Source organism: Dyella agri (assembly GCF_044904705.1).
Lineage (GTDB): Bacteria > Pseudomonadota > Gammaproteobacteria > Xanthomonadales > Rhodanobacteraceae > Rhodanobacter_A > Rhodanobacter_A agri.
In genome coordinates this window covers 232,354-254,145 of record NZ_JADIKL010000005.1, presented here as the reverse complement: position 1 = coordinate 254,145, position 21,792 = coordinate 232,354, and the positions used below count along the sequence as shown (strand labels likewise).

At 68.1% G+C, this 21,792-nt stretch carries 19 protein-coding genes and 4 tRNA genes; 11 read left to right on the top strand and 12 right to left on the bottom strand.

Annotated elements, in window-relative coordinates; all coding sequences use genetic code 11:
* Positions 1-79: 79 nt before the first annotated feature.
* The 4 genes from trxB (at position 80) to aat (ending at position 3,648) form a co-directional block, all read left to right on the top strand.
* The gene (trxB, locus tag ISP14_RS11605) at positions 80-1,045 is read left to right on the top strand and encodes a thioredoxin-disulfide reductase (protein ID WP_404539802.1); all 966 of its coding nucleotides are present in this window, start codon (positions 80-82) and stop codon (positions 1,043-1,045) included.
* A gap of 5 nt (positions 1,046-1,050) precedes the next feature.
* Positions 1,051-1,707, top strand: coding sequence for a DsbA family protein (locus tag ISP14_RS11600; RefSeq protein ID WP_404539798.1), 657 nt, complete (start codon positions 1,051-1,053; stop codon positions 1,705-1,707).
* Between the two features lie 76 nt (positions 1,708-1,783).
* Positions 1,784-2,914, top strand: coding sequence for a GNAT family N-acetyltransferase (locus ISP14_RS11595; RefSeq protein WP_404539795.1), 1,131 nt, complete (start codon positions 1,784-1,786; stop codon positions 2,912-2,914).
* Positions 2,911-3,648, top strand: a complete 738-nt coding sequence (gene aat / locus ISP14_RS11590; protein WP_404539792.1) for a leucyl/phenylalanyl-tRNA--protein transferase — start codon at positions 2,911-2,913, stop codon at positions 3,646-3,648. The genes ISP14_RS11595 and aat overlap by 4 nt, the downstream gene beginning before the upstream one ends.
* Here aat and ISP14_RS11585 read toward each other — a convergent pair.
* From ISP14_RS11585 to ispG, 3 genes are all read right to left on the bottom strand, one after another.
* Complete coding sequence (locus tag ISP14_RS11585) at positions 3,633-4,466, bottom strand: HD-GYP domain-containing protein (protein ID WP_404539790.1); 834 nt, start codon at positions 4,464-4,466, stop codon at positions 3,633-3,635. The two genes, aat and ISP14_RS11585, sit on opposite strands and share 16 nt — an antisense overlap.
* A gap of 191 nt (positions 4,467-4,657) precedes the next feature.
* Entirely contained in the window at positions 4,658-4,999 is a 342-nt protein-coding gene (locus tag ISP14_RS11580; RefSeq protein WP_404539787.1) for a zinc ribbon domain-containing protein YjdM, read from the bottom strand.
* A gap of 51 nt (positions 5,000-5,050) precedes the next feature.
* Positions 5,051-6,310, bottom strand: a complete 1,260-nt coding sequence (gene ispG / locus ISP14_RS11575) for a flavodoxin-dependent (E)-4-hydroxy-3-methylbut-2-enyl-diphosphate synthase (RefSeq protein ID WP_404539785.1) — start codon at positions 6,308-6,310, stop codon at positions 5,051-5,053.
* 115 nt (positions 6,311-6,425) lie between these two features.
* Here ispG and ISP14_RS11570 point away from each other — a divergent pair, with 115 nt between their 5' ends.
* The 3 genes from ISP14_RS11570 to ISP14_RS11560 all read left to right on the top strand — a co-directional run bounded on the left by ISP14_RS11570 (position 6,426) and on the right by ISP14_RS11560 (position 10,814).
* The gene (locus ISP14_RS11570) at positions 6,426-7,856 is read left to right on the top strand and encodes a phospholipase D-like domain-containing protein (RefSeq protein WP_404539783.1); all 1,431 of its coding nucleotides are present in this window, start codon (positions 6,426-6,428) and stop codon (positions 7,854-7,856) included.
* A gap of 104 nt (positions 7,857-7,960) precedes the next feature.
* Positions 7,961-9,313 (top strand): exodeoxyribonuclease VII large subunit, encoded by a 1,353-nt coding sequence (gene xseA, locus ISP14_RS11565; RefSeq protein WP_404539780.1) that lies wholly within the window; start codon positions 7,961-7,963, stop codon positions 9,311-9,313.
* A gap of 73 nt (positions 9,314-9,386) precedes the next feature.
* Entirely contained in the window at positions 9,387-10,814 is a 1,428-nt protein-coding gene (locus tag ISP14_RS11560; RefSeq protein ID WP_404539777.1) for an aldehyde dehydrogenase family protein, read from the top strand.
* A gap of 30 nt (positions 10,815-10,844) precedes the next feature.
* On the opposite strand, the gene ISP14_RS11555 is transcribed toward ISP14_RS11560, so the two are convergent.
* Both ISP14_RS11555 and ISP14_RS11550 read right to left on the bottom strand, forming a co-directional pair.
* Positions 10,845-11,585: a YdcF family protein gene (locus tag ISP14_RS11555; RefSeq protein ID WP_404539774.1), complete on the bottom strand. Its 741-nt coding sequence runs from the start codon at positions 11,583-11,585 to the stop codon at positions 10,845-10,847.
* A gap of 50 nt (positions 11,586-11,635) precedes the next feature.
* On the bottom strand, positions 11,636-12,388 hold the full coding sequence (locus ISP14_RS11550; protein WP_404539890.1) for a YdcF family protein: 753 nt from the start codon (positions 12,386-12,388) through the stop codon (positions 11,636-11,638).
* An 89-nt stretch (positions 12,389-12,477) separates the two neighbouring features.
* On the opposite strand from ISP14_RS11550, the gene ISP14_RS11545 reads away from it, so the two are divergent.
* From ISP14_RS11545 to ISP14_RS11530, 4 genes are all read left to right on the top strand, one after another.
* The gene (locus ISP14_RS11545) at positions 12,478-13,074 is read left to right on the top strand and encodes an IMPACT family protein (RefSeq protein WP_404539886.1); all 597 of its coding nucleotides are present in this window, start codon (positions 12,478-12,480) and stop codon (positions 13,072-13,074) included.
* Between the two features lie 129 nt (positions 13,075-13,203).
* Entirely contained in the window at positions 13,204-14,304 is a 1,101-nt protein-coding gene (locus ISP14_RS11540) for an acyltransferase family protein (protein ID WP_404539771.1), read from the top strand.
* A 365-nt stretch (positions 14,305-14,669) separates the two neighbouring features.
* Entirely contained in the window at positions 14,670-16,436 is a 1,767-nt protein-coding gene (locus ISP14_RS11535; protein ID WP_404539769.1) for an ABC transporter transmembrane domain-containing protein, read from the top strand.
* Between the two features lie 225 nt (positions 16,437-16,661).
* On the top strand, positions 16,662-17,168 hold the full coding sequence (locus tag ISP14_RS11530; protein ID WP_404539768.1) for a PepSY domain-containing protein: 507 nt from the start codon (positions 16,662-16,664) through the stop codon (positions 17,166-17,168).
* 86 nt (positions 17,169-17,254) lie between these two features.
* Here the strand turns inward: ISP14_RS11530 and ISP14_RS11525 are convergent, their stop codons facing one another.
* From ISP14_RS11525 to uvrC, 7 genes are all read right to left on the bottom strand, one after another.
* A complete protein-coding gene (locus tag ISP14_RS11525) occupies positions 17,255-18,451 on the bottom strand; it encodes a serine hydrolase domain-containing protein (RefSeq protein ID WP_404539765.1) in 1,197 nt (398 codons plus the stop codon).
* Positions 18,452-18,538: 87 nt separating this feature from the next.
* A tRNA-Leu gene (locus tag ISP14_RS11520) sits at positions 18,539-18,625 on the bottom strand.
* Positions 18,626-18,757: 132 nt separating this feature from the next.
* Positions 18,758-18,831: transfer RNA gene (locus tag ISP14_RS11515), tRNA-Cys, on the bottom strand.
* 81 nt (positions 18,832-18,912) lie between these two features.
* Positions 18,913-18,988, bottom strand: a tRNA-Gly gene (locus tag ISP14_RS11510).
* A 137-nt stretch (positions 18,989-19,125) separates the two neighbouring features.
* A tRNA-Gly gene (locus ISP14_RS11505) sits at positions 19,126-19,201 on the bottom strand.
* 60 nt (positions 19,202-19,261) lie between these two features.
* Positions 19,262-19,870 (bottom strand): CDP-diacylglycerol--glycerol-3-phosphate 3-phosphatidyltransferase, encoded by a 609-nt coding sequence (gene pgsA / locus ISP14_RS11500; protein ID WP_404539762.1) that lies wholly within the window; start codon positions 19,868-19,870, stop codon positions 19,262-19,264.
* A 92-nt stretch (positions 19,871-19,962) separates the two neighbouring features.
* Positions 19,963-21,789, bottom strand: a complete 1,827-nt coding sequence (gene uvrC / locus ISP14_RS11495) for an excinuclease ABC subunit UvrC (protein ID WP_404539759.1) — start codon at positions 21,787-21,789, stop codon at positions 19,963-19,965.
* Positions 21,790-21,792: the final 3 nt, after the last annotated feature.

Sequence of the window (21,792 nt, the reverse complement as noted above, 5' to 3'; positions counted from 1 at the left end):
CCCGCCACGGTGATGCAACCTTCGCGGCGGCGGTGGCGAATAGCCACGCAAGCCGCCGGCCACTCTGAGGAAACCACGCATGACCGCCACGCCCAAGCACACCCGCCTGTTGATCCTCGGCTCCGGCCCGGCCGGCTACACCGCCGCGGTGTACGCCGCGCGCGCCAACCTGAAGCCGACCATGATCACCGGCCTGCAGCAGGGCGGCCAGCTGATGACCACCACCGACGTGGACAACTGGCCGGGCGACGTGGAGGGTCTGCAGGGTCCGGCGCTGATGCAGCGCATGGCCGAGCACGCCGAGCGTTTCCACACCGAGATGATCTTCGACCACGTCCACTCGGTGGATCTGAAGCAGCGCCCGTTCCGCCTCAAGGGCGACTCCGGCGAATACACCACCGACGCGCTGATCATCGCCACCGGCGCCACCGCTAAGTACCTCGGCATCGCCAGCGAGGAGAAGTTCAAGGGCAAGGGCGTGTCCGCCTGCGCCACTTGCGACGGTTTCTTCTTCCGCGAGCAGGAAGTGGTGGTGATCGGCGGCGGCAACACCGCGGTCGAAGAGGCGCTGTACCTCGCCAACATCGCCAGCAAGGTCTACCTGGTGCATCGCCGCGACAAGCTGCGCGCGGAGAAGATCATGCAGGACAAGCTGTTCGAGAAAGCCGCCGCCGGCAAGATCGAGCTGGTGTGGAACCACACCGTGGACGAAGTGCTGGGCGACGACTCCGGCGTCACCGGCGTGCGCGTGAAGGACGTCAACTCCGGCGCCACCCGCGACATCGCCGCCACCGGCTTCTTCGTGGCGATCGGCCATACGCCGAACACCGGCATCTTCGAGGGCCAACTGGAGATGCACGACGGCTACCTGAAGATCCACAGCGGCCAGAGCGGCATGGCCACGATGACCTCGGTGCCCGGCGTGTTCGCCGCCGGCGACGTGGCCGACCACGTCTACCGCCAGGCGATCACCTCGGCCGGCTTCGGCTGCATGGCCGCGCTGGACGCCGAACGCTGGCTGGACCAGCAGAAGACGGTGGGCTGAGCTTCGTGACTGCCGCCGCCACGCTGCATTACATCCACGACCCGTTGTGCGGCTGGTGCTACGCCGCGCAACCGCTGGTGGGCGCGGCGCTGGCGCAGCTGGGCAGCCGCCTCGCGCTGCGCCTGCACGGCGGCGGCTTGTTCGGCGAGCCGCGCCGGGTCGATGCCGAGCTGGCGCAGCACATCGTGCATTCCGACGAGCGCATTGCGCAGCTCAGCGGCCAGCCGTTCGGCGAGGCCTACAAGCAGGGCCTGCTGGCCGAGGACGGCACCGTGCTGTATTCGCTGCCGCCGATCGCCGCCGTGCTCGCTGCCGGGTCGCTGGATGCCGCGAAAGCGTATCCGATGCTGGTGGCGATCCAGAACGCGCACTACCAGCGCGGCCTGCGCGTGGCCGAGCCCATGGTGCTGGACGAACTGGCCGAGGAGATCGGCTTGGACGGCGCACGCTTCGCGCTGGCCTATGCCGCCGCCGACGGCCACGCCGTGTTCGAGCACGTGCACGCCAGCCGCCGCTTGCTGGACGAGGTAGACGGCCAGGGCTTCCCCACGCTGCTGCTGGAAACCGACGGGCGCCGCACGCTGCTGCCGCACCACCATTACTACGGCCGACCCGAGGCCTTCGTACAGGCACTCGCCGCGCAGTTGCCCGTGTTGCATTGAGCGCCTGTCCGATGCCTCCACATCGCCCGCGCCGACTTGCCGTAGCCACCCTGCGGAAGCGTCGTATGCTGCGCGCGTGATCGAAACGCGTTTCCACGACCGCATCGCCGACATCCCCGCCGCGGACTGGGACGCGCTGCGACCCGACGGCAATCCCTTCGTGTCGCATGCCTTCCTGTGCGCGCTGGAAGACACCGGCTGCATCCGTCCCGCCTGGGGCTGGCAGGCACATCACCTCGGCCTCTACGAACAGGGTCGACTGATCGCCGCCGCGCCGCTCTATCTGAAGGGCAACTCGCACGGCGAATTCGTGTTCGACTGGAGTTGGGCCGATGCGTGGGAACGCGCCGGCGGCGACTACTACCCCAAGCTGCTGTGCGCCGTGCCGTATTCGCCGGTGAGCGGACCGCGGCTGCTTGTCGGCGGTCGCATCGCATGGCAGGGCGCGCTGGTGGACGCCATGCACCACGAGGCAGAACGCCTGCAGTTGTCCTCGGTACACGCCAACTTCCTCCGCGAGGGTGAAGCTGCTGCGTTCGGCGCCGACTGGCTGGCGCGCTCGGACGTGCAGTTCCACTGGCGCAACCGCGGCTGGCGCGACTTCGACGATTTCCTCGCCGCGCTCAACCACAAGAAGCGCGCGAACATCCGCCACGAGCGCAACCGCGTCGCTGCCAGCGGCCTGCGCCTGGCGTGGCGCCGCGGCGATACGCTGGACCAGGCCGAGTGGGCCGAAGTGCACGCGCTCTACCTGGCCACCTTCGACGCCAAAGGCAACCACGCCGCACTCACGGCGGATTTCTTCCGCCGGCTCGGCACGCTGGGCGGCATGGCGCAACTGGCGCTGGCGTACGACGAGGCCGGCATCGCGGCAATGGCGCTGTTCCTCGAAGGGAGCGGTGTGCTGTACGGCCGCTACTGGGGCAGCCGCGTCGAGATACCGGGTCTGCATTTCGAGCTGTGCTACTACCGCGGCATCGACTACGCGATCACGCAGGGTCTGCAAAGCTTCGAACCTGGTGCGCAGGGCGAGCACAAACTCGCGCGCGGCTTCCTGCCTGTACGCACGTACTCACGCCACCTGCTGCCGCACGAAGGGTTCCGCGCCGCCGTGCGCGAGGCGCTGCGAGGGGAAGCCGAGGCTATCGGTCTCTATGCAGAAGAATGCATGACGCACAGCCCGTACGCGCAGGGCGCCGGCCGATGATCCGCCTGCCCCAACTCGATCCCGCCGCGCCGACGCGCTTTCCCGACCCGCGCGCCGCGCTGCCCGAACCGAACGGGCTGCTGGCGTTCGGCGGCGACCTTTCCCCCAAACGCTTGCTCGCCGCCTATGGCCAGGGCATCTTCCCGTGGTTCGGCGAAGAGGAGCCGATCCTGTGGTGGTCGCCCGATCCGCGCTGCGTGTTCCGTACCGAGAACATGCACGTCAATCGCAGCCTGCGCCGGCAGCTGCGCGGCAAGCGATGGCGGCTCAGCGTGGATCGCGCGTTCGAAGCGGTGATTCGGGCCTGCGCCGCACCGCGCGACGGCCATGCCGGTACCTGGATCCTGCCGGGGATGATCGAGGCATACACGCAACTGCATCGGCTCGGCCACGCACACAGCGTGGAAGTGTGGGACGGAGAGCGATTGGTAGGCGGTATCTACGGCGTGGCGGTCGGCCAGCTGTTCTGCGGCGAGTCGATGTTCAGTGCCGAAAGCGGCGGTTCCAAACTCGCCCTGGCGGCACTGGCCGGACTGCTGCGGCAATGGGGCTGGCCGCTGATCGATGCGCAGGTCGCCAATGCACACACCCTGGGCCTGGGCGCCGAAGAGTTGTCGCGCGAGCGCTTCCTGCACGAGGTGGCGCAGTTGGCCGCCCTGCCCGGCCGGGTGGGCAACTGGGCCGATGCTGGGGCGCTGCTGATCCAGCCGGGCGACGATCAGGCGGTCCGCTGAGCCGGAGCGGTTTCCGGTGCAGCCGCCAACTGTTTCAACATCGCATAGTGCTTGAGAAACAGCTCAACCAGCCGCGGATCGAGCTGGCTGCCGGCGATCTCGCGCAGGTATTCGAGCACCCGCGTTTCCGGCCAGGCCGGCTTGTACACGCGCTCGGTGATCAGCGCATCCCAGACATCGATCACGCTGAAGATGCGCGCGCCCAGCGGAATCTCCTCGCCGCATAGTCCCTGCGGATAGCCGCCGCCGTCCCAGCGTTCATGGTGGCTGTACGGCACCTCGCTGGACCCGCGCAGGAAGTCCACCTGCTGCAGCAGCTCGTGGCCGATCCGCGGGTGCTTGCGCATCAGCGTGCGTTCCGCCTCGTCCAGCGGCCCGGGCTTGGTGAGGATGGTGTCAGGCAGCGCCAGCTTGCCGATGTCGTGCAGCAGCGCACCCAGCCGCAGCTCGTCCAACGCGCGTCCCCGCACGCCGTCCAGCCGTGCCAGCTCCGTGGCCATGCGCGCCACGCGTTCGGAGTGATGACCGGTTTCCTGGTGGCGCGCGTCCATCGCCGTCACCAGCACACGCAGGGCCTGCTCGCGCCCCGCACGCAGGCGGCGGTTGCTGCGCTCCAGGCGTCGCACGTCGTGGCGGATCAGCCAGAACAGCATCGCGCCGGTGACCAGCACGAAGAACCAGCCCTTGAGTGTCTGCAGCTCCATGCGCAGGTCCGCATCGGATACCAGAACGCCCAGGACACGGTCGGAACACCAGATCCATGTGGCGGCGACCAACACATAAATGCCCGCGATGCGCAGTGGCGGATTCGTCCGCATGCAGCGTTCCCCCAAAGCCTGGCTGAAAGGCGCTCCGCCACGCTCCAGCGCGGCGGACGGGGCACGATAACCCATCCTGCGGCGGACGTCTCAGCTCCCGCGTAGCGCAGTTGCGCGCAAGACCATCGAGCATGGTGCGACAGTGCCAATGGATGCGAACGCGCCGCAGGCGCGCCTGGCCGCGACGTGGCTCAGGCTTTGCGCACGAACTCCGACTTCAGCTTCATCGGGCCGATGCCGTCGATCTTGCAGTCGATGTCGTGGTCGCCTTCCACCAAACGGATGTTCTTGACCTTGGTGCCGACCTTGACCACCAGGGACGAGCCTTTGACCTTGAGGTCTTTGATCACCGTGACGCTGTCGCCGTCGGCCAGCCGGTTGCCATTGGCGTCCTTCACCACCAGTTCGTCGCTCTCGGCGGCGGCGGCCGCGTCCCTCGACCACTCGTGCGCGCACTCGGGGCAGATCAACAGGCCGCCATCCTCATAGGTGTAGGCGGAGTCGCACTTCGGACAATGGGGCAGATCGTTCATGTTCGGCTACAGCAAGTCGTTGTCGGGTGCTTGAAGCGAGGCGCGCCGCGCTCAGCCGGCACGGCTGGCGTACTTGCGGGCCACGTAGTCGTCGAGGATGCCGACGAATTCGCTGGCGATGTGGTCGCCGCGCAAGGTCATCGCCTTCTCGCCGTCGATGAACACCGGCGCCGCTGGCGCCTCGCCGTTGCCGGGCAGCGAGATGCCGATGTTGGCGTGCTTGGATTCGCCCGGCCCGTTCACCACGCAGCCCATCACCGCCAGGGTGAGGTTCTCCACGCCGTCGTATTTCACCCGCCACGCCGGCATCTGCGCGCGCACGTGTTCCTGCACGGTTTTGGCCAGTTCCTGGAAGAACTCGCTGGTGGTGCGGCCGCAACCCGGGCAGGCGGTGACCAGCGGTGTGAACGAGCGCAGGCCCATGGTCTGCAGCAGTTCCTGCGCCACGATCACCTCGCCGGTGCGCGAAGCGCCCGGCTCGGGCGTCAGCGAGATGCGGATGGTGTCGCCGATGCCTTCCTGCAGCAACACCGCCAGCGCGGCGCTGGAGGCGGTGATGCCCTTGGAACCCATGCCTGCCTCTGTGAGCCCCAGGTGCAGTGCGTAATCGCAGCGCGCGGCGATGTCGCGGTACACCGCGATCAGCTCCTGCACACCGGACACCTTGCAGGACAGGATGATGCGCTCGCGCGGCAGGCCGATCTTCTCGGCCAGCACGGCCGAGTCCAGCGCCGAGCGGATCAGCGCTTCGCGCGCCACGTGGCTGGCATCCCACGGCTCGGCGCGCGTGTGGTTCTCGTCCATCAAGGTGGCGACCATGGACTGGTCCAGCGAGCCCCAGTTTGCGCCGATGCGTACCGGTTTGCCGTACTGGATCGCCTTTTCGATGATCGCGCCGAACTGCGCGTCCTTCTTCTTGCCGAAGCCGACGTTGCCAGGGTTGATGCGGTATTTCGCCAGCGCCTCGGCGCAGGCCGGTTCCTGTTCCAGCAGCTGATGGCCGTTGTAGTGGAAGTCGCCGATGATCGGCACCTCCACGCCCATCATCGCCAGCCGTTCGGCGATGCGCGGCACTGCTGCGGCCGCGGCCGGCGTGTTCACCGTGATGCGCACCAACTCGGAACCGGCGCGGGCCAGTTCGGCGATCTGCTTCGCGGTGCTGACCGGATCCTCGGTATCGGTGTTCGTCATCGACTGCACCACGATGGGCGCACCGCCGCCCACCGTCACCTTGCCGATCTGTACGCCAACGCTGGGACGGCGCGCCGCCGGCTGGGCTTCACGCGGTTTCGGAGTAGAGGATTCGTTCATGCAGGCAACCGGGGGAAGATACCGCCGCTCGACGTCGCGGCGCAGGCGACAAGCATAACGGAATGCCCATGACCGCACGGCGAAACCGGATCGCCGGGCATGGCACACTCCCCCCATGCCCGGGACTTCGCCGCTGCTGTCTCCCGCCGCCCGTCTGCTGGCCGAACAGGCACTGAGCCGCAGCGCGGGCGCACCGTTGCTCGGCGGCAACGCGGCGGAGCTGCTGATCGACGCCGATGCGCATTACGCGTCCAGGCTGGCCGCGATCCGCAGCGCACGCCACTGCGTGCTGCTGGAGAACTACATCATCCGCGACGACGAAGTCGGCCGCGCGTTCCGCGATGCCCTGGCCGAACGCGCGCAGGCTGGCGTGTTCGTCGCGGTGGTGGCCGACTGGATGGGCTGCCTCGGCCAGTCCGGCCACGCGTTCTGGCACGCGCTGCGCGCAGCCGGTGGCCAGGTGCGCATCTACAACCCGCCGAAACTGGGCCAGCCGTTCGGCTGGATCAGCCGCGACCACCGCAAGCTGCTGGTGGTGGACGGCGCGCAGGGTTTCCTCTCCGGCGTGTGCATCAGTGCGAAATGGCTGGGCGATGCGCAACGCGGCGTACCGCCATGGCGCGATACCGGCGTGGCACTGCGTGGCCCGGTGGTGGCCGAGATGCAGGCCGCGTTCGCACAGAGCTGGGCCGAGACCGGCGCCGAGCTGCCGGAGCTGCCGCCCGCCGAAGCCGCCGCCGGCGACGTGGCGCTGCGCCTGGTCGCCACCCAGCCCGCCAGTGCCGGCATTTACCGGCTCGACCAGATGATCGCCGCGCTGGCGCGCCGCACGCTATGGCTCACCGACGCCTATTTCGTGGGCACCGCACCCTACGTGCAGGCGCTCACTGCCGCCGCGCGCGATGGTGTGGACGTGCGCCTGCTGGTGCCTGGCAGCAGCGACATTCCGCTGGTGGCCAGCATGTCGCGCTCGGGTTACCGGCCGCTGCTCAAGGCCGGCATCCGCGTGTTCGAATGGAACGGTTCGATGCTGCACGCCAAGACCGCGGTAGCCGACGGCCAGTGGGCGCGGGTGGGTTCGTCCAATCTGAATCTCGCCAGCTGGCTGAGCAACCGCGAGATCGACGTGGCGATCGAGGATGCCGGCTTCGCTGCGCAGCTGGCCGCGCAGTACGAGCGCGATCTCGGCCACGCCACCGAGATCGTGCTCAGCCCGCGCAAGCATCGCCGCGACAAGTTGAGCGGCGCCACCGAGCGCCCGCCGCGGGCGCACCACGACGGCGGCAGCTCCAGCCGTGCCGCCACCGGCGCGATCCGCCTCGCCAACCAGGTGGGTGCGGCGCTGGTCGACCAGCGCGTACTGGGGCGCGCCGACGCCGGGCCGCTGGCGCTGGGGGCGCTGGCCCTGCTGCTGCTCGCCGTGGTGGCGTGGTGCTGGCCGGCGGTACTGGCCTGGCCGCTGGGCCTGCTGTGCGCGTGGCTGGCCTTGAACCTCGCGATCCGCGCCTGGCGCGAGCGGCGGCGCAAGTCGGATACGGCGGACTGATCCAGCGCGTCCCGGTATATCAGGCACTACCTGCACAACGTCCGCCAACCCACTGTTATGCAAGCCTCTTGCATCCATGCAAGACGTGCTAGGCTCGTCCTCTCATGCACGCGCCCGACGACCACGCCGCTCCACCCCGCCGCATCCTCACCCCCAGCACGCTGAACCGGCTGGTGCGCGGTCTGCTGGAAGACGCGTTGCCGCTGGTGTGGATCGAGGGCGAGCTGTCCAATGTGGCGCGTCCTGCCTCGGGGCATCTCTACTTCACGCTGAAGGACAGCGGCGCCCAGGTGCGCTGCGCGATGTTCCGCCCGAAAACCACCGCGCTGCGCTTCAAGCCCGCCGACGGCATGCAGGTGTTGCTGCGCGCACGGGTGGGCCTGTACGAACCGCGCGGCGAATTCCAATTGGTCGCCGAGCACATGGAACCTGCCGGCGAAGGTGCGCTGCAACGTGCCTTCGAGCAGCTGAAGGCGAAGCTCGACGCCGAAGGCCTGTTCGATCCCGCCCGCAAACGCCCCCTGCCCCGCTACGCGCGGCGCATCGGCGTGATCACCTCGGCCACCGGCGCAGCGATCCGCGACGTGCTGAGTGTGTTGTCGCGTCGCTGGCCGCTGGCCGATGTCGAGGTGTTGCCGGTGCCGGTGCAGGGACGCGAGGCGCCGCCCGCCATCGTGGCAATGCTCAGGAAAGCCTCGGCCAGTGCCCGCTACGACGTGCTGCTGGTCACCCGCGGCGGCGGCTCGCTGGAAGACCTATGGGCGTTCAACGATGAGGCGGTGGCGCGCGCGATCCACGCCAGCGCGGTGCCGGTGGTGAGCGCCGTGGGTCACGAAGTCGATTTCAGCATCGCCGACTTCGTAGCCGACCTGCGCGCACCCACACCTTCGGCTGCGGCCGAACTGCTGGTGCCCGATGGGCAAACCATGCTGCGGCATCTGCACCAGTTGCAGCAGCGCCTCGCCACGCTGCAGCAGCGCCGGCTGCAGGCGCTGGACCAGCGCGCCGACCACTTGTTCGCGCGCCTGCAGGCACAACGCCCACAAGCGCGTCTGGCGCGCGACCGCGAGCGTCTCGCCCACCTGCGTCACCGCCTGCTCACGGTGCTGCGCGAACGCCAGCAGCACGAACGCGCCAAGCTGGACCGCCTGCACGCACGCCTACAGGCGCGTCATCCGCAGCAACGCCTGCCACTGCTGCAGCGACGCCTGGCCGAGCAGTCGCAACGCCTGCGCCAGGCCATCGCGCGCCAACTCGAGCGCGAGCGCTACGCCTTGCAGCAAGCCGCCCGCACCTTGCACGCGGTGAGCCCGCTGGCCACGCTGGAACGCGGCTACGCCATCTTGTTCGATGCCGATGGCAAGGTGCTGCGCTCCGCACAAGGCGTCGAGCCTGGCGCCGCGCTGCGCGCCCGCCTGGCCGACGGCGAGTTGCCGCTGCGCGTGCGCGAAGATTGAGCATTCCCGCTCACGGCAAGGCCACGCGCCGCGCGGCAAGCTCATCGTTCAAGCCATTCACGGAGTCCCCGCCGTGCTCGACAAGACCTACCCCTACTACCTCGCCAACCAGCCGCAGACGTCAAAGACCCTGCTGGATGTCGTGGACAAGTACAGCGGCAAGCTAGCCACCCGCGTGGCCATGCCCGATGCCAAGGTCACCGAGAAGGCAATCGCCGCCGCGGTGAAGGCGGCCAAGCCGATGCGCGAGTTCAAGCCCTGGGCGCGGCAGGCGGTGCTGCAGCACTGCGCGGACCGCTTCAACGCGCGCCGCGACGAGCTGGCCGAGGCGCTGTGCATCGAGGCGGGCAAGCCGATCAAGGATGCGGCCGGCGAAGTGACACGGCTGATCGAGACGTTCCGCATCGCCGCCGAGGAAGCCGTGCGCATCAACGGCGAGACCTTGAACCTGGAACTGGCCGCGCGCCTCGATGGCTATCACGGCTACACCCGGCGCGTGCCGGTCGGGCCGGTGTCCTTCATCACGCCGTTCAACTTTCCGTTGAACCTGGTCGCGCACAAGGTGGCGCCGGCGATCGCGGCAGGCTGCCCGTTCGTGCTGAAGCCTTCCGAGAAGACGCCTATCGGCGCGCTCATCATCGGCGAAGTGCTGGCCGAAACCGACTTGCCGAAAGGCGCGTTTTCCATCTTGCCGCTGGACGGCGCGCATGCTGCGCCGTTGGTGGAGGACGAACGCTTCAAGTTGCTCTCCTTCACCGGCGGGCAAATCGGCTGGGAGCTCAAGGCACGCGCCGGGCGCAAGAAGGTGACGCTGGAACTGGGCGGCAACGCGGCCTGCATCGTCGACGCCGACCAGGGGCCGAAGCTGGGCAAGGTGGTGGAACGGCTGATCTTCGGCGCGTTCTACCAGTCCGGCCAGAGCTGCATCGGCGTGCAGCGCATCTACGCCCATGCCGACATCTACGAGATGCTGAAAAAGAAACTCGTCGCGGCCACGAAGAAGCTCAAGGCCGGCGACCCCAAGGACAAGAGCGTGTTCCTCGGCCCGATGATCGACGAGGCCGCCGCCGAGCGCCTGCACGGCTGGATCATGGAAGCAAAGGCGGCGGGCGGAAAGATCCTCTGCGGCGGCAAGCGCCGCGGCAACATGCTCGACGCCACCTTGATGGAAAACGTACCGGTCGATGCCAAGGCCAATCGCATGGAGGCGTTCGGCCCGTTCGCCTTGCTCGCGCCGTTCCAGACCATCGATGAAGCCATTGCGATGGTCAACGACTCCGACTACGGCCTGCAGGCTGGCATCTTCACCGACAGCCTGGAGCACGCGATGCGCGCCTGGGACGAGCTGGAACAAGGCGGCGTGGTGGTCAACGACATTCCCAGCTTCCGCGTGGACAACATGCCCTACGGCGGCGTGAAGCTCTCCGGCCTCGGCCGCGAGGGCGTGCGCTACGCGATCGATGACATGAGCGAACTGCGACTGATGGTGATGCGGCGCTAGACCCTCCCGCAGGCACGACCTGGGAAAAGGTCATTTCGCAACGCCGCCCTGCCGCCACGCCATCCAGCGATACAACGCCATGCCGGCATATTCATGCAAGGCATGGTCGGTAAGGCTCAGGTTGCTGGCCAACGGCAGCAACGACCATGCATTGCGCACATAGTCCGCCCGCACCGGCGTGACCGCGATGCCGAAGCGGCGGAACGCGAACTCGGCGCGTCGCAGGTGCAGCGCCGAACTAACCAGCCAGACCCGTTGCGCGCCGATGCGCGCCAGCGGCGCCCGCGCGAAATCGGCGTTCTGCCAGGTGGTGCGGCTGCGCGGTTCGAGCACCATGTCGGCCGCCGGCAAGCCGAGCCGCGCCAGCGCCTTGCCGTAGACCTGCGCCAGCGGCTCGCCCTCGGTGTAGGTATCTCCGCCACTAACCAGCACCGTGCAATGCATGCCGGCGGCGCGGCAGGTGTTGTAGAGATACATCGTCTCGGCCACCCGCGCGTGGCCGGCCAGGCCCGGTTCCGGCACGTCGCCGGGCGGGTTGTTGGCGTTGGCGGTGAGCAGCACGATCACGTTGCTGGGTGCCCAATCCAGCGCCGGGCGATGTGCATACGGCGCCTGCCAGCCACGCAGCAGCAGATTCGGCACCGGGCCGCAGCCAACGGCGAACACCGCCATCACTGCCAGCATCACGCCTGCCAGCCGCAGGCGACGCCAACCCACATGCCCTGCCAACCAGGCACAGACCAGCAAGGCGATCAGCGCAGGCAGGATCATGGATGCTCCAGCGATGGGCGACGCCGCCATTATGCCGGGGGACCGCGTCGCTACGGCGCGCCCGGGTCCGTGGCCTGCACATTCCAGCCCAGCGCGTTGTAGACGTGGTAGCGCAGAACGCCGACGTATTCATGCAGCGCCAGGTCGGTCACCGCGAAGTTCCACGACTGCGGCCACCAGTCCATGCGTTCCTTCGCCCAGTCGCTGCGCACCGGCGTGGCCGCGATGCCGAAATGCGCGAAATACAGGCTGGCGCGGCGCAAATGCATGGCCGAAGACACCAGCACCACGCGCTGCGCACCGTAACCGTGCAGCAGCGGCGCGCTGAACTGGGCGTTCTGCCAGGTATTCATGCTGCGGGGTTCCAGCAGCAGGTCGGCGCCTGCCACGCCCATGCGCTCCAGCACGGCGGCGTATACCGCGGCTTCCGACTCGCCAGTGTGCCGCGCGTCGCCGCCGCTTACTTCGAGCCGGCAGTCCATGCCGCTCGCCTTGCATTCGCGATACAGCGCCAGCGCCTCGTTGAGGCGGCTGTGCGCAGGCTCTCCCGGCTCCACCGTGCCATCTGCCGCGCGCTGTGCGCCGGCGCCCAGCAGCACGATGGCATTGCGCGGCGCCCAGGCGATCGCGGGGCGTCGCGCATACGGCCCTTGCAGGCTCTGCAGCAAGCAGGCCGGCAGCAGGCCCCAGCCCGTCACGAGAAACAGCAGCACCGCCAGCCCCAGCGCGACAGCGGCTGTGCGCCGTCGCCTCAGCACGCGCAAGGCCACACCCAGCAGCACCAGCACGATCAGCACATCCATCGACATCACCCTTCACTCCGGCACAGCGCAAAGTCCGCAGCGTAAAGCAAAGGCATGACGCAATGCCGCGCTTCACCTACCCTGCGCGCATGAACGAACCGCTGCACACGCTCGTCGAAGCCTGCCGGCACGCCGAGGAGATCAAGAAAAGCCGCTTCCTCGCCCAGGCCGCGCCGGTCGCTTCGCCGGAGCAGGCGCTGGCCTTCGTGCGCGAGGTGTCCGCCGCGGACGCCACGCACAACTGCTGGGCCTACCGCATCGGCCAGGACTACCGCTTCAACGACGACGGCGAACCCGGCGGCACCGCCGGCCGGCCGATCCTGCAGGCGATCGAGAGCCAGGGCTTCGATCGCGTGGCGGTAGTGGTGACGCGTTGGTACGGCGGCATCAAGCTCGGCGCCGGCGGCCTCGCCCGCGCCTACGGCGGTACCGCGGCGGAATGCCTGCGCACCGCCGCGCGCGTGCCCATCGTGGCGATGGCCCGGCTGAGTCTCCGCTGCGAGTTCGCGGAACTCGCCCTGCTCAAGGCGCGCCTGCGCGACCTCGGCGCCGAAACCGCACGGGAGCAATTCGACGCCGACGGCGTGACCCTGGAATTCGAGCTGCCGGCGCAACGCGCCGCCGAAGCCGAGGCACGTATCGCCGATCTCAGCCGCGGCCGCATCGCGGCGCGGCGGCTCGACTGAACGCGATTTCCACACGATTCATCGAATCGCCACCATTCCGGCTTGTGCAAGGCCGATGTGCTGTTCACACTCCGCGGCCATGCCTCGCGTCGGCTCACACCGGACGCCGTTCACCTCATAGGGAAAGCCATGCAACGCCTGCCCGGCCTGGATCTGCTGCGCGCCATCGCCATCGTCTGGGTGATGCTGTTCCACTCGTGGATGATCGGCGGGGTCGGCGCACCGTTCCAGCCCGTTGCCGACTACGGCTGGATGGGCGTGGATCTGTTCTTCGTGCTCAGCGGCTACCTGATCGGTTACCAGTTGCTGGAACCGCTGGGACGCGGCGAGCCGCTGCGCTTGGGTGGGTTCTATCTGCGCCGCGCTTTCCGCATCTTGCCCGCCTTCCTGGCCGTGTTGGCGGTCTACCTGTTGTTTCCCGCCTGGCGCGAGGCGCCGGGCATGCAGCCGGCATGGCAGTTCCTCACTTTCACGCTGAACCTGCTGATCGACTACCAGCACAATCAGGCGTTCTCGCACGCATGGTCGCTGTGCGTGGAAGAACACTTCTACCTGCTGTTCCCGTTGCTGGCCTGGTGGCTGGCGCGGCGCCGGTCGCAGGCGCTGGTCATCGGCAGTGCCGTGTTTGTCGTGGCAGCCGGCCTGCTGCTGCGCGGCCATGCCTCGCTGCACGACAAGAGCTGGCTGGAAAGCATCTATTACCCGACCTGGACGCGGCTGGACGGCTTGCTGGCCGGCGTGCTGCTGGCAACGATCCAGGCCTACCGGCCGGACTGGTGGGCTGCCGGGCAACGGCGCGCCAACGCGCTCGCGGGCACGGGCCTGCTGCTGGTCGCCGCCGCGATCTGGCTGTTCCGCGACAAGACCGGCTTCAACGCCAGCGTGTTCGGCTTTCCGCTACTCGCCCTTGGGCTGTCCCTGCTGGTCGCGGCCGGCGCCGGTAACACCAGCTGGCTGGGCCGCTGGCGCCTTCCCGGTGCAGGCTGGATCGCCACCGTTTCGTACAGCCTCTACCTGAGCCACAAGCTGGCCATCCATGCAGTACACGAGGCGCTGTCGCGCTGGCCTGCGGTGCATGGCCCCGCGGCCTTTGCGCTGTATGCGCTGGCGATAGCCGCCACCGGCGCGCTGCTCCACTACGGCATCGAGCGGCCGTTCCTGCGCCTGCGCACGCAGTTGGCCCGTGCCGGCTCGCGCCGGCTCGCCGAAGCACAGGCGGCATCGGCCTAAGAGCCTGTTCAATGTCTCCGCGTGGCCCGCGCCGGGAGCTGTTTGCGCACAGGCCAAGGAAGAACGAGGGAATGGACGTCCGTCCACGACTGAGTGATGACGCAGGCATGAGGGCAAACAGACCCGGCCCCGGAATTTATAGGTGCAGGGGTTGCTCTCGCATGGCCGCCATGCGGCAGCGCGCGGCTTGACCTGCCAATCAGGCAGGCGCTGCGCCACGCACCACCGCCTGACGGCCATGCGAGAGCAACGCGAGCTACGCGGAGACATTGAACAGGCTCTCGGAGCCTGTTGGAATTGAATCGCCCCGCAACAGCCCCATCTGGAACGGGTCGCGGTTCGCCGCCCATTCTGCCCGCCAGCCCATGAGCGACTCCGCCCCGCCCCGTCCCACCCGCCGCCTCGGCGCCTTGCGCCAGCTGTGGCCTTTCCTCAAGCCACACTGGCGGCTGGCGCTTGGCTGGCTGCTGTTCCTCGGTATCTCGTCCACCGCCACCCTGGTGTTGCCGATGGCGGCGCGCCGGATCATCGAGCACGGCTTCGAACACACCGATCCCAACGCGATCAATGCCACCTTCCTCGGTCTGTTCGCGGTGGCGCTGGTGCTCGCCTTCGCCACCGCCGCGCGCTACTTCTGCATCACCCTGCTGGGCGAGCGTGCACTGGCCTCGCTGCGCAGCCAACTCTACGCGCACGTGATCCGGCTCGACGTGGGCTTCTTCGAGCGCAGCCGCGTCGGCGAACTGAACTCGCGCCTGGGCACCGATACCGAGGTGGTGCAGGCACTGATCGGATCCGGCATCTCGGTGGCCCTGCGCAGCCTGGTGATGCTGCTGGGCGCCAGCGCGATGATGATCTGGACCAGCCCGCGTCTTGCCGGGCTCACCGCGCTGGTGATCCCGGCGGTGATGCTGCCGATCCTGGTGTTCGGCCGGCGCGTGCAGAAGCTGTCGCGTGCCAGCCAGGACCGCCTTGCCGATGCCGCGGCGATCGCCAACGAGACGCTCAACGCCGCGCCCGCGGTGAAGGCCTACGCGCGCGAGGACATCGAGAGCACCCGCTACGCCGGCGCGATCACCCGTGCGCTGGCTTCCGCGCGCCGTCGCATCGGTACGCGCGCCTGGCTCACCGCGGCCGTGATCGTGCTGTTCTTCGGCGCGATCACCCTGGTGCTGTGGGCCGGCGCGCGCGACGTGCTGGCCGGTACGCTCAGCGCCGGCGTGCTTGGCCAGTTCGTGCTCTACGCGATCTTCGCCGCCGGCTCGGTGGCGGGTCTTTCCGAAGTGTGGGGCGACGTGATGCGCGCAGCCGGCGCGATGGAGCGCATCGGCGAGCTGTTCGGCGAGCACGCCGATATCGCCAGTCCCGCGCAACCGCTGGCATTGCCGCGGCCGGTGAGCGGCGCGCTCAGCTTCGAACACGTGCGCTTCCACTACCCCACCCGCCCCGACGCGCTGGCGTTGCACGACTTCAACCTCGACATCCGCCCCGGCGAGACGGTGGCCCTGGTCGGCCCCTCCGGCGCAGGCAAGAGCACGGTGCTGGCGCTGCTGCTGCGCTTCTACGATCCGCAGTCCGGCCAGATCCGCTTCGATGGCGTCGACCTGCGCGCGCTGGCCCTGCCCGAATTGCGCGGTGCGATCGCGCTGGTGCCGCAGGAAACGGCGATCTTCGCCAGCAGCGCCGCCGACAACATCCGCTTCGGCCGCCAGGACGCCGGCGACGACGAGGTGATCGAAGCCGCCCGTGCCGCCGAGGCGCACGACTTCATCAGCGCCCTGCCCGAAGGCTACGCGGCGGAGCTGGGCGAACGCGGCGTACGCCTGTCCGGCGGCCAGCGCCAGCGCATCGCGATCGCCCGCGCGATCCTGCGCGACGCGCCGCTGCTGCTGCTCGACGAGGCGACGTCCGCGCTGGACGCGCAATCCGAGGCCGCGATCCAGCAGGCGCTGGCACGGCTGGAACAAGGCCGCACCACCTTGGTCATCGCCCACCGCCTCGCTACCGTGCAGCGTGCCGACCGCATCGTGGTGATGGACGGTGGCCGCATCGTGGCGCAGGGCACGCACGAGAGCCTGCTGGCCGAAGGCGGCCTGTACGCAGAGCTGGCGCGGCTGCAGTTCGTGGCCTGAGCAGGCACCATCGACCCAACGCGCGCATCCGGCGCGCGGCACCGCGGTGCATGCCTGCCCGAGACAACTGAACCGCACCCCGTTGTTCATCCTGCGTCAGGTTTTTTTTCACGTTGTGCTTCCAAACGCGATGGTCCCATCGGTACTGCCCGGGCCGGCGCGTCATCGTCCGGACCATGGACATGCTTGCCGGCACGATTCGTCTCCACCACGTAGGAGTGCACGATGAGCAAACGCCTGCTTCCCCTGTTGGTCGGGCTGTCGATCAGTGGTGCCGTCTTCGCGCAAACCACGCCCATGCCGGCGACTGCGTCGACGACTACCCGGACCATCACGACTACCACCACGACCTCCTGGTCGACGCAGCCGCCGAACGGTGCGATGACCGAGCAAGCGATACGGAGTGCGATCGCCAGCGCCGGCTACCAGAAAGTGAAAGGCCTGGAGTTCAAGGACGGCGTATGGCGCGCCAAGGCCCGCGGCGGCAACAAGAAGTGGGCCAAGCTCGCCATCGGGCCCGTTTCCGGCAAGGTCTATCCGTCCGATGCTCCGTCCCGGCTCAACGAGAACGAGGTCAACGCCAAGCTGACCGCCGCCGGCTACCAGAACGTCAAGGACGTGAAGTTCGACCACGGCTTGTGGCGCGCGAAGGCGAAATCGCCCCAGGGACACAGCGTCGCCCTGCTGGCCGACCCCGATGACGGCAGCGCAGTCGCCCAATCGCGCGACTGACCCGCTGCCCGTGAACCTCGCGCAGGCCCGGTACCATCGCGGTGCCGGGCCTTATCATTCCTGACGTGTTAACGCAGAGCCGCGAGCTACGGTTTCCGCTCTGCATCCACTGCCTGCTTGATGGCGGCGACGAACGCACGCCGCCCAGCCACTAGCTCCTTCGACGTCGCCGCCGGCCACGACCCGACCTGGGCGATCACCAGCCCGCGCGACGGGTTGACGTAGATCATCTGCCCGAAGATGCCGACGGCGGAGTAGCTGCCGTCGGCATCCGTCCACCACAGGTAGCCGTAGCCGCGATCCGGCGCGTCTGTTTGTGCATGCTCATGTATCGCGCCATCCAGCCACGCCTTCGCGACCACCGGCTTGCCGGCGATGCGGCCACCACCGAGCATGAACTGGCCCAGCCGTGCGTAATCGCCCAGGGTGGCCGAGAGGCCGCTGCCGCCGCTGTCGCTGCCGTCGCACTCATCCTTGATCCAGTAGGCGTCGCTGGCCATGCCGTAGGGCTGCCAGATCATCTCGGACAAGTAGGCGGCGAGCGAACGATGCGTGGCTCGCTGCACCAGGATGCCGAGCAGGTCGGTCTCCGCGGTGTTGTAGTTCCAGTGCGTGCCGGCCGGCCATTGCCGCGGCAGCTTCTTCAGGTACGACAGCACATGCGCTTCGCCGTCGACACAGGCAGCCATGTACATCTGCCCTACGTCCGACTTCGCGTCGTCGTAGTCCTCGTTCCAGCGCACGCCAGAGGTCATCGTCAACAGTTGTTCTACCGTGACATCGGCGTAGGCACTGCCGCGCAGCTCGGGGATATAGGTGCCGAGCTTGTCTTGCAGGCCATGGATCTGGCCCTGCTGCAGCGCGATTCCCAGCAACAGCGAGGTCACCGACTTCGCCACCGAGAACGAAATCCAACGTTGCTGCGGGCTGAAATCCAGCGCGTAACGCTGGAGTCGCACGCGTCCATCCTGCAGCACCGTCACGCCGGCGATGCGATTCTTCGCCATGTAGTCGGCCAGCCACGCCTGCCCATCGCGTCCGTCCACCTCCAACGGCTTGCCTGCCGGCAAGGCATGCGATTGCGCACCACGCGCTGCGCGGTCGCTGGGAAAACGTTCGGACATCCGTCGGAATTGCGCATCGCGCTCAGCCTGCGGCCAGAACAGCACGCCTTCGAGCTGCTGGCCGACCGTGGGTCTGGTCTGCTCACGCGCGGCTGAAGGCAGCGAAACGCCCAGGCAGAGGGCAACAGCGGTCAGGCAGGTGCGTAGGCTTGCAGGCATGTCGGTCTCTGGCACGAAGCGACGAAGCCGCGATTCTAGCGGTTGTCGCACGCCGTCCATCGCGGGCATGGCGCAGCGAGACTTTCATGGTGCCCGGAGCGGGGATCGAACCCGCATGGCCGCGAGGCCGAGGGATTTTAAGTCCCTTGCGTATACCAGTTTCGCCATCCGGGCGGTGTGCTGAATGCCTGCGCGCAAGCGGCGCGGATCGTAACACGCATGCAGGTCGCGGCTGCCGCGAACCACGCACCTACAAAAAACCCGCCATTCGGCGGGTTTCAGGCTGGCGTGGGGCCAGCGTAACGATGGAGGCCGAGGTCGGAATCGAACCGGCGTACGCGGATTTGCAGTCCGCTGCATGACCACTCTGCCACCCGGCCAGATGGCGCAGTCCCGATCCACGGGGATCGTCGACTGCCGATAAAACAAAACCCCGGCGACGCGAGGTTTTGCTGGAAAACTGGAGCGGGAAACGAGACTCGAACTCGCGACCCCGACCTTGGCAAGGTCGTGCTCTACCAACTGAGCTATTCCCGCTTGAAGAGCCGCAAATAATAGCAGAACGATGACAGATGTGAAGCCCTAGCCTCTCATCGATATCGTCGCGTTTCGCCCCCCTGCCCCCGGCCCGGAAACGACGAAGCCCCGGCGGGCCGGGGCTTCGTGCATGAATCTGGAGCGGGAAACGAGACTCGAACTCGCGACCCCGACCTTGGCAAGGTCGTGCTCTACCAACTGAGCTATTCCCGCTTGGGAGGGCGCATTCTAATACGCGAACGCGCGGCGTCAAGACTTCCCCGCGCGTTCCGTTCAATCGTCGCCGCGCGCGCTGGGCTGCCGCGGTGCATCGCCGCGCAAGCTGGGCCACGCTGCGTGCAGGTAGTACAGGCCCGACCAGATGGTGAGCACGCCGGCGATCACCAGCAAGCCCTCGCCGATGTGGTACAGCCGCAGCGCGGTCGCTTCCTTCTCGTGCTGGACGATCAGCACCACCAGGGCCACGATCTGCATCACCGTCTTCAGCTTGCCGATGAACGCCACCTTGACCGTGGCGCGCATGCCGACCTCGGCCATCCATTCGCGCAGCGCGGAGATGCTGATCTCGCGCCCTACGATCACCGCCGCAGTCACCGCCATCACGATGCTGGACCAGCCCTCCGGATGCGACTCCACCAGCAGGAACAGCGTCACCGCCACCATCAGCTTGTCGGCCACCGGGTCGAGAAACGCGCCGAAGGCCGAGGTGAGGTTCATCCGCCGCGCGAGGAAACCGTCCAGCCAGTCGGTGACCGCGGCGAGCAGGAACACGATCGCGGCAGTGATGTTGTGGCCATGGAACGGCAGGTAGAACACCAGCACCATCACCGGCAGCAGGGCCACGCGGAACAGGGTCAGCCAGGTGGGTAGGTTGATGCGCATGCGGGAGTCCGTCGGTTTGCCACAGTGTCGCATGCCGCTGCGCCATGGCGCAGCGGCAACTGCCGAAAATGCACTGCCCGGCCGGCGCGGCTTCAGCCGTGCAGCGCGTCGTAGATACGTTCGGCCAGGCCGCGGTCGATGCCCTTGACGCGCATCAGCTCCTCCACGCCGGCCGCTTCCACACCGGCCAGGCCGCCGAAAGTCTTCAGCAGCGCGGTACGGCGGCGCGCGCCCACGCCGGGCACGTCTTCCAGCACGCTGCGCTCGCGTGCCTTCTCGCGCCGCTTGCGGTGTCCGCTGATCGCGAAGCGGTGCGATTCGTCGCGCACGGCGGCCACCAGGTGCAATGCCGGCGAGGTCGGGCCGGGATGGATCTCGCGGCCCTGGTCGACCAGGATCAGGGTTTCCTCGCCCGCGCGCCGCGCCGGCCCCTTGGCCACGCCGACCACGTGGATGCCGGCGACGCCCAGCTCCTTCAGCACTTCGAGCGCCTGCGCCACCTGGCCGCCGCCGCCGTCGATCAGCAGCACGTCGGGCTTCGCCCCCTCGCCCTCGGCCACCTTGCGGAAGCGCCGGGTCAGCGCCTGGTGCATGGCGGCGTAGTCGTCGCCGGGGGTGATGCCGGCGATGTTGAAGCGGCGGTAATGCGATTTCTCCGGCCCTTCCGGCCCGAACACCACGCACGACGCGACGGTGAGTTCGCCACGCGTGTGGCTGATGTCGAAGCACTCGATGCGCCGCGGCGGTTCGGGCAGTTCCAGCAGCTTCTGCAGATCCTCGAAGCGCGCGCCCAGGGTCTGCCGGCTGGCTAGACGCTGGGTCAGCGAGGCCTGCGCATTGCGCTCGGCCATCTGCAGGAAGCGCGCACGCTCGCCGCGCACGCGGCTCTTCAGTTCCACCGTGTGGCCGCTCTGCGTACTGAGCATCTCGGCCAACATGTCCTGCTCGGGCAGTTCCTCGCCCAGGATCAGTTCGCGCGGCACCGGGCGATCCAGGTAGTACTGCGCCACGAACTGCGCCAGCACGTCGGCCGGCTCGGCATCCAGCGGCAGGCGCGGGAAGAAATCGCGCGTACCCAGGCTGATGCCGTCGCGGAAGAACAGCACGCTGACGCAGGCCAGCCCCGACTCGATCCGACACGCCACCACGTCCATGTCGGCGCTGGCCCCCTGCACGTGGTGTTGCGCCTGCAGCTGCCGCAAGGCGGCCACCTGGTCGCGCAGCGCGGCGGCGCGTTCGAAATCCAGTTTCGCGCTGGCCTGCTCCATCGCCACGGCCAGCTCGTCGATCACCGCGCTGCTGCGGCCTTCCAGGAACATCTCGGCATGGCGCACGTCGCCGGCATAGTCCTCTTTCGAGACCAGCCCGACGCACGGCGCGGTGCAGCGGCCGATCTGGTATTGCAGGCAAGGCCGCGAGCGGTTGCGGAAATAGCTGTCCTCGCACTGGCGCACCTTGAACAGCTTCTGCATCAGGCCGAGGCTCTCGCGCACCGCGAAGGTACTGGGGTACGGCCCGAAGTAGCGCCCCGGCAGGTTCCTCGCGCCACGGTGGAACGCCAGTCGCGGATAGTCCTCGCCGCCGGACAGGTAGATGTACGGGTAGCTCTTGTCGTCGCGCAACATGATGTTGTAGCGCGGCTTCAGCGACTTGATCAGCTGCGATTCCAGCAGCAACGCCTCGCCTTCCGTGCGCGTGACGGTGGTCTCGCAGCGGGCGATCTGCGCGATCATCGCGGCGATGCGTGGCTCCAGGCGCGGCTTGAGGAAATAGCTCCCCACGCGCTTCTTCAGGTTGCCGGCCTTGCCCACGTACAGGAGTTCGCCGTCCGCGTCGAAATAGCGGTAGACGCCGGGCGAGGTGGCAAGAGTGCGGACGAAGGCCTTGCCGTCGAAGGCCTGCGGCGATGTGGGTTGCATGCG